General features: G+C 31.6%; 4 protein-coding genes and 2 pseudogenes. 2 read left to right on the top strand and 4 right to left on the bottom strand.

Translation table 11 applies throughout. From position 1 onward, the window contains the following. Window positions 1-199: 199 nt before the first annotated feature. Window positions 200-889, top strand: coding sequence for a hypothetical protein (locus HALO113_RS18435; RefSeq protein WP_159780610.1), 690 nt, complete (start codon window positions 200-202; stop codon window positions 887-889). A 150-nt stretch (window positions 890-1,039) separates the two neighbouring features. Here the strand turns inward: HALO113_RS18435 and lgt are convergent. From lgt to folE, 4 genes and pseudogenes are all read right to left on the bottom strand, one after another. Further along, a pseudogene (gene lgt / locus HALO113_RS18430) lies at window positions 1,040-1,932 on the bottom strand (prolipoprotein diacylglyceryl transferase). A 171-nt stretch (window positions 1,933-2,103) separates the two neighbouring features. After that, window positions 2,104-2,334, bottom strand: coding sequence for a membrane protein insertion efficiency factor YidD (gene yidD, locus HALO113_RS18425; protein WP_159780611.1), 231 nt, complete (start codon window positions 2,332-2,334; stop codon window positions 2,104-2,106). Window positions 2,335-2,455: 121 nt separating this feature from the next. Next, entirely contained in the window at window positions 2,456-3,940 is a 1,485-nt protein-coding gene (gene cysS, locus HALO113_RS18420; RefSeq protein ID WP_159780608.1) for a cysteine--tRNA ligase, read from the bottom strand. A gap of 225 nt (window positions 3,941-4,165) precedes the next feature. Further along, complete coding sequence (gene folE / locus HALO113_RS18415) at window positions 4,166-4,837, bottom strand: GTP cyclohydrolase I FolE (protein ID WP_159780607.1); 672 nt, start codon at window positions 4,835-4,837, stop codon at window positions 4,166-4,168. Window positions 4,838-5,004: 167 nt separating this feature from the next. On the opposite strand from folE, the pseudogene HALO113_RS18410 reads away from it, so the two are divergent. Further along, window positions 5,005-7,617: pseudogene (locus HALO113_RS18410) on the top strand (hypothetical protein); the annotation flags it as partial.

Raw genomic sequence — 7,617 nt, 5'->3', positions numbered from 1 at the left:
GCCTAAGATACTTTAAAATATTTTATATTTCTCATTTGATAAAAAGAATAATCAAAATCCAATAGATTTTATAAAATGAAATTAGTAAACACAATTATTCTTTTTTTTATTTCTACTTTGTTGTATTCGCAGGGTGAATTAAAAGAATTGTTGAACTATATAGAAACGAATCAAAAGCAATTATCAGATTTTGAAAGTTATGAGAAAAATATTTATTTTAAGTTTTATTTTTTTGGGAATAAAAATCAATGCACAAGAAAAATTATATGATGTATTAAAAAAACTAGATGTCAATAAAACAAAAATTGATTTCTCATCTACTAAAGGTATTGATTTTAGAGAAAGTGAACAGTTGGGAAATAATGATTTATTGAATTTTTTAAATAATGAAAGTAAATTAGAATTTACCTTTATGAAAATTAATAAGATTGGGAATTATTATATGTTTGCCATCGTACCAAAAAAAGAATTAGTTTCTATAATTGATGATTCTATTTTATATTTTAATAGCATTCTATTATATGATCAAATAAAAAATAAAATGTTTCTTTTAGACTATGGTTTTGACGGTTTTCCTTTGATAAAAATCAATAAGAATAGTTTTGAAATATCTACGAATTTAACAAAGAATGTTTCAAGATTTACAGAGTTAAAGAATGATTTTCATCCATTATATTCTATTAATATTGAATTTTTGAGAGGATATTATGTGTATAGTATAGATTTTTATATTACTATTTCTGATGTTAATTATGTATTAAGTGAAAAAAAAGATAATCAATCAATCAGTTTTGAGGATTTAATTTATAATGATATATCGAGATGTTTAATTGATAAAATGAAACTGACTTCGAAGAAATATAATACCAAATTATTTATATTTAATTAATCACGATTGTTCAGGCGCGTAACCTCATTTTAGTAATGGAAATTTGTTTAATTATATTTAGAATGCGGGATAATAAACAATAGTATTAAAAAAATAAACCACTCAATCGAGTGGTTTATTTGTATATTAGAATAAAAATAAATTTAAAAGTTATACCGTTTTCTTAGCTCTAAACATAAAATACAATCCTGCAATAATAAAAGTAATACTCAACCATTGTCCTGTAGATAATGCTGCAAAAATAGGATAGTTTTCAAAACACCTTGACTTTCTTTTACATATTCTACAAAGAAACGAACCGTCCATAAAAGTAATAAAAAGGTTCCAAAAAGCAATCCAGCTTTATTTCTAGCATCGGTTTTCCAATACATATAAAATAAAATAAAATAGCAAAAACAAGTACATATCCCATTGCTTCATACAATTGTGCTGGATAACGATAAGGAAAACTCGCAAAAAAAATCAGTATATTGAGGATCATGTGCCAGTACATTATACGCTTCGTTAGCAGTATTCATTTGTGTTTTTGCCATAACCGCTCTTTCTCCTAAAGGACCGTTGTATTCTTCTCCACGAATGAATTTCATAGCCATAAAACTATCTTCCGTAGTTGGTTTTCCAATAATTTCAGAATTAAAGAAATTACCTAAACGCACAAAAATAGCACCACCTGCTACAGGAATAACAATGCGATCTAAAATCCAAAGTATGGGTTTATGAACCACTTTTCTACTGTAATAAAACATCACAATAATAATCGCAATAGCAGCACCATGACTCGCTAATCCTGCAAAACCCGTAAAGTGTAAGCTGGGTTTGGTGCTTATAGGTAATAGAATGCTCATAGGGTCGTCATGAAATAATTCCGATTGGTAAAAAATAACATGTCCTAATCGTGCTCCTAAAAGTGTAGCAACCACAGTGTAAACAAAAAGTTTGTCTCGTTTTTCTAAAGAGATGCCTTCACGGGTGTAAATACTTTTCATTATGTACCAACCTAAGCCAAAAGCAACTACAAACATTAAACTGTAATATCGAACCATGAAAAATCCTAAATCGATACCTTCTGAAGGATTTCAAACCATATTTAATGCATAATTCGTATTGTATTATCTTTTTTGATGGGTAAAAATAAATATTATTATTGCTATAGTTGTTAAAATAAATTAAAGATTTCAATTAGAAACCTACAACTTATATCTTTCAACCTCTCTTTATGGAACAGGATCATAACCACTTTTTCCCCAAGGATGACAACTCAAAATACGTTTTACTGCAAGCCAACCGCCTTTAAATAAACCGTGTTTTTGTAAAGCTTCTACTGTATAATGTGAGCATGTAGGCTCAAATCTACACGTAGCAGGTGTGTAAGGAGATATGGCTACTTGGTAAAACCGAACCAAGAAGACAAATGGGAAAATGAGTATTTTTTTTAATAGTTTAATAGTGTTGCGTTTAAAAATGTTTAATAAAGTTTAAAATAGTTTAATGTTGTTTAAGAATTAGGATTATGTTAGAATTAAACTTACAACATATAATCTATAATAAACAATAGAAAACCTACAACTAAATCGTAAAACCAGTTCCTTCTTTACCATCTTTCAGCTGAATACCTAATCCAGCCAAACGATCTCTTATTTCATCTGATAAGGCCCAGTTTTTATTCGCTCTGGCTTCATTTCTCATTTCAATAAGCATTTTTACAACACCTTCAAGTTTATCAGTACTAGAGTTATTCCCTGAACCTTCTAAGTTAATTCCTAGAATATCAGATAAAAATACGTATAAGGTTTCTTGTAAAGTTGTAATGTCTTCACTGCTTAATGTTTCTTTTTTATCATTCACTAAATTAATATAACGCACTCCTTCAAATAATTGTGCAATTAATATAGGCGTGTTAAAATCATCATTCATAGCATCATAACAACTTTGTTTCCAAGTAGCAATTGCTAAACTGGATGAAGCACTGGCAGGTAAAGATTTTATTAATTTATAGGCTTCAACCAAACGATTGTAGCCTTTTTCACTGGCCAACATGGCTTCGTTAGAAATATCTAAAACACTCCTATAGTGTGCTTGTAAAAAACAAAAACGGATGATATTTGGTTCAAATTGCTTTTCAAAAAAAGTATTATTTCCTTCCACTAAATCCATCGGTAACACATAATTACCAGTCGATTTACTCATACGAAGACCGTTCATTGTTAACATATTTGTATGCATCCACGTTTTTACAGGAGCATGACCAAAACAACCCTTTGCTTGAGCTACTTCACATTCATGATGTGGGAATTTTAAATCCATTCCACCACCATGTATATCAAATGTTTCACCTAAATACTTAGTACTCATTGCAGTACATTCTAAATGCCAACCTGGAAAACCAGCGCCCCAAGGAGAATTCCAACGCATAATATGAGCAGGTGAAGCGTTTTTCCATAACGCAAAATCTTGCGGATTTTTCTTTTCGGATTGTCCGTCTAAATCACGCGTGTTTGCGAAAAGTTCGTCAATGTTACGGTTACTTAATTCACCATAATTCAAGCCTTTTTTGTTGTATGCTTGAACATCAAAATAAACAGAACCCTTACTTTCATAAGCCAACCCTTCTTCAATTAATTTTTGAGTCAATTCTATTTGCTCTAAAATATGTCCAGTAGCCGTGGGCTCAATAGTAGGAGGTAAGAAGTTGAAGGTGTCTAAAACTTTATGAAAATCAACGGTATATTTTTGCACAATTTCCATGGGTTCCAGTTTCTCTAAACGAGATTGCTTCACAAAACGGTCGTTATCCACATCACCATCATCGGTTAAATGACCTGCATCAGTAATATTTCTAACATAACGTACTTTGTAATCTAAGTGTTGTAAATATCTGAAAATCACATCAAAACTCATAAAAGTGCGTACGTTGCCAAGATGTACATTGCTGTAAACAGTTGGCCCACAAACATACATTCCAATATTTCCTTCATGTATAGGACTGAAAATTTCTTTTTCTCCAGTAAGAGTATTGTATATTTTTAAAGGCTGACTTTTATATAGTTTCATGTTTTGTTTTCTTTAATATAAATTCTGATTTTTTATAGCTATTCCTGCTATTCATTTCAATTTTTTGTAAAAATAACCATTTTTATAAGTTATAAAAAGAGCTTCTTACGTCGCTTTTTTACAACTTTAAAAAAAGAGGCTATTTTTTACAAAAAGATTTTCATTACTATCAGGGCTACGGTCAATAGTTAATTCAAAACTTGTATTGAATTAATTAACCAAAAATTAAAACTGAGTATCTAATTTAATATAATCTAAAAATTCTCTTCTGGTTTTTTCTTCTTTAAATTTCCCTCCAAACTCAGCTGTTACAGTGCTACTTTCAATATCTCTAATTCCTCTAGAGTTTACACATAAGTGTTTTGCATCGATTACACATGCAACATCTTCAGTGCCTAACACCTTTTGTAATTCTTGTACAATTTGAATATTTAAACGCTCTTGTACCTGAGGTCTTTTGGCAAAATAATCTACAATTCTGTTCATTTTAGACAAACCTACAACGGTACCGTTAGAAATATAAGCCACATGAGCTCTTCCTACAATAGGTAATAAATGATGTTCACAAGTAGAATAAACAACAATGTTTTTTTCTACGAGCATTTCATTGTATTTGTATTTGTTTTCAAATGTAGAAGAACTAGGTTTTTTAGCAGGATTTAATCCACCAAATATTTCTTTAACAAACATTTTTGCTACTCGATTAGGAGTTCCTTTTAAACTATCGTCTGTTAAATCCATTCCTAAAGTTATCAAAATGTTTTCTACATCTTTTTTTATACTTTCAATTTTTTCATCATCAGAAATAGCAAAAGCATCTGCTCTTAATGGAGTTACTGCACTGGTTGCAATATGATTATTACCTATTTCTTCTTGGAATTCCTCGTTTTGAATCATTAGTATAGCAATTTATATAAAATCTTTTTTTAAGAAGTGCAAAGATAAAGTAATTCTCATAAAAAAAAGACTTGATTGTTAATTATTAAGGAAAATATTAGTATAGAATTAATATTTTGTTAAATTTGTGACAACAACAATAAACCGCCAAATAAATTGCTATACCAATGAAAAAAATAATACACTTTTTTATTTTATTTATCATTTTAACTTTTAACAATGTTTTTTCACAATCACCCACTTGTGATACTGCATCTGCTATTTGTTCAGGAAATGTAGCTCCTTTTCCTAATACAACTGGAGTGCCTAGTTTCGGAGGTCCAGGTTGTTTGGGTTCAGCGCCTAATCCTGCTTGGTTTTATTTTCAGATTGGTACATCAGGGAATTTAGATTTTAGTCTTCATCAAGGAAATAATCCACCAAATTATAATAATCAAGATGTTGACTTTATTGTTTGGGGACCTTTTTCTTCTCCTAATTGTACAAATTTATTTGATTATAGTCCAGGCGCAACGGTTGATAATATTGTAGCTTGTAGTTATTCTGCTTCAGCAATTGAAAACTTTTCTATGAATGGTGTAATTGCAGGCCAATATTATATGCTTTTAGTGACGAATTTTTCTGATGACCCTGGTTCTATTCAATTGGAACTTTTAAATACATCTACAGCCACAACAAATTGTGATATTGTTTGCGGTATCGATTTAGGACCAGATCAGTTGTATTGTTCAACAACTATTACAAATACTACTTTAACAGCAACATTCAATCAAGCACCTACAACTGCGGGTACTCCAGTATATGAATGGTATTTAAATGGTTTTTTGCAAACAACTACAACGACTAATACACTAAATGTAAATCAAAACGGTACTTGGGAGGTGCGAGTTACTCGTCCAGGTTGCTCAGATTTAGCTATTGATCAAGTAGAGGTGGCTTTTTCTTCTCCACCCGTTTTAAATACCCCTTCTGATTTAGTTGGACCTATGAACGACTGTAATCCTGTTTTTGATTTAACCTCTGTTATCGCAGCAATAGTGAGTCCGAATAGTCTTACAAATTATAATGTTTTCTTTTATACCGACTTATTTGATTCGTTTTCAGGAGGAACAACGGTATCAAGTTATATATCTAATCCTTCTAGTTATACCCCTAATCCTGTACAGGATACATATATTTATGTTAGAGTAGAAGATATTAATAATTCTACTTGTGCAGAATTTACTGAATTTCAAGTTTTAGTAAATTGTGGTGTTGTCATTACTCAACCTTCCGATTTATATGCATGTGACGATGTGACTAATGATGGTGTAGAAATTTTTGATTTAACAGTTCAAGATGCTGTTGTTTTAGGATCACTTAGTGCTTCTAATTATACAGTAAGTTATCATACTTCTCAAGCTGGAGCGGATGATATATCAGGGACATTAGATTTAGCTGCCCCTGCCATTGCTTATGCTAATACGAGTAATCCACAAGTTATTTATGTTCGATTAGAGGATAATACAGATCCTACAGTTTATAATACAACAACATTTAATTTAGTTGTTAATGCAGTTCCAGTAGCTGATGCTCTTGGTGATGTTACAGTTTGTGATGGTTATGTTTTACCCGCTCTTACAACAGGTGCTTATTACACAGGATCAGGAGGAACTGGTACGATGTTACCTGCAAATAGTTTGATAGCTTCAAGCCAAACTTTATATGTTTATGCAGAGACAGGTACCACTCCAAATTGTTCTGATGAGAATAGTTTTACAGTAACAGTATATCCAACTCCAGTTGTTGATACACCCTCGGATATAACAGTTTGCGATAGTTATGTTTTACCATCGCTTACTAGTGGTAATTATTATACAGGTCCAGGTGGAACAGGTACAATGTTAAATGCTACAGACATTATCAATACAACCCAAACTTTATATATTTATGCGGAATCTGGCACTACTCCTAATTGTATAGATGAGCATATTTTTACTATAACTATAAATACCACTCCAGTAGCTGATGCACCCACAGATGTAACAGTTTGTGATAGTTATGTTTTACCATCGCTTACTAGTGGTAATTATTATACAGGACCTGGCGGAACTGGAACAATGTTGTCAGCCTCTAGTTTGATTACTACAACTCAAACCCTATATGTTTATGCAGAAACAGGAACTACTCCAAATTGTTCTGATGAAAATAGTTTTACTGTAACTGTATACCCAACCCCAGTTGTTGATACACCTTCAGATATAACAGTTTGTGATAGTTATGTTTTGCCATCGCTTACTAGTGGTAATTATTATACAGGTCCAGGCGGAACAGGTACTATGTTAAATGCTACAGATATTATCAATACGACCCAAACTTTATATATTTATGCGGAGACAAGTACAACGCCAAATTGTATGGATGAGCACGCTTTTACCATTACCATCAATACTACTCCAGTAGCTGATGCTCCAGTAGACGTAACAGTTTGTGATAGCTATGTATTACCAAATTTAACAGTTGGAAATTATTATACAGGACCTGGTGGAACTGGTACGATGTTAAATGCAATGGATGTGATAACTACAACACAAACTTTATATGTTTATGCAGCATCTGGTACAACTCCAAATTGTACAGATGAAAATAGTTTTACGATTACTATCAATACCACTCCCGTAGCCGACGCACCTTCAGATGTTACAATTTGTACAGAATATATTTTACCTGCATTAACTGTAGGGAATTATTATACAGGGCCAGGCGGAACGGGTACGATGTTACCGGCTGCTAGTTCAATT

This window comes from Flavobacterium sp. 9AF (assembly GCF_902506265.1).
In the GTDB taxonomy this organism is placed as follows: Bacteria; Bacteroidota; Bacteroidia; order Flavobacteriales; family Flavobacteriaceae; genus Flavobacterium.
This window is presented reverse-complemented; position numbering and strand designations above follow the sequence as displayed.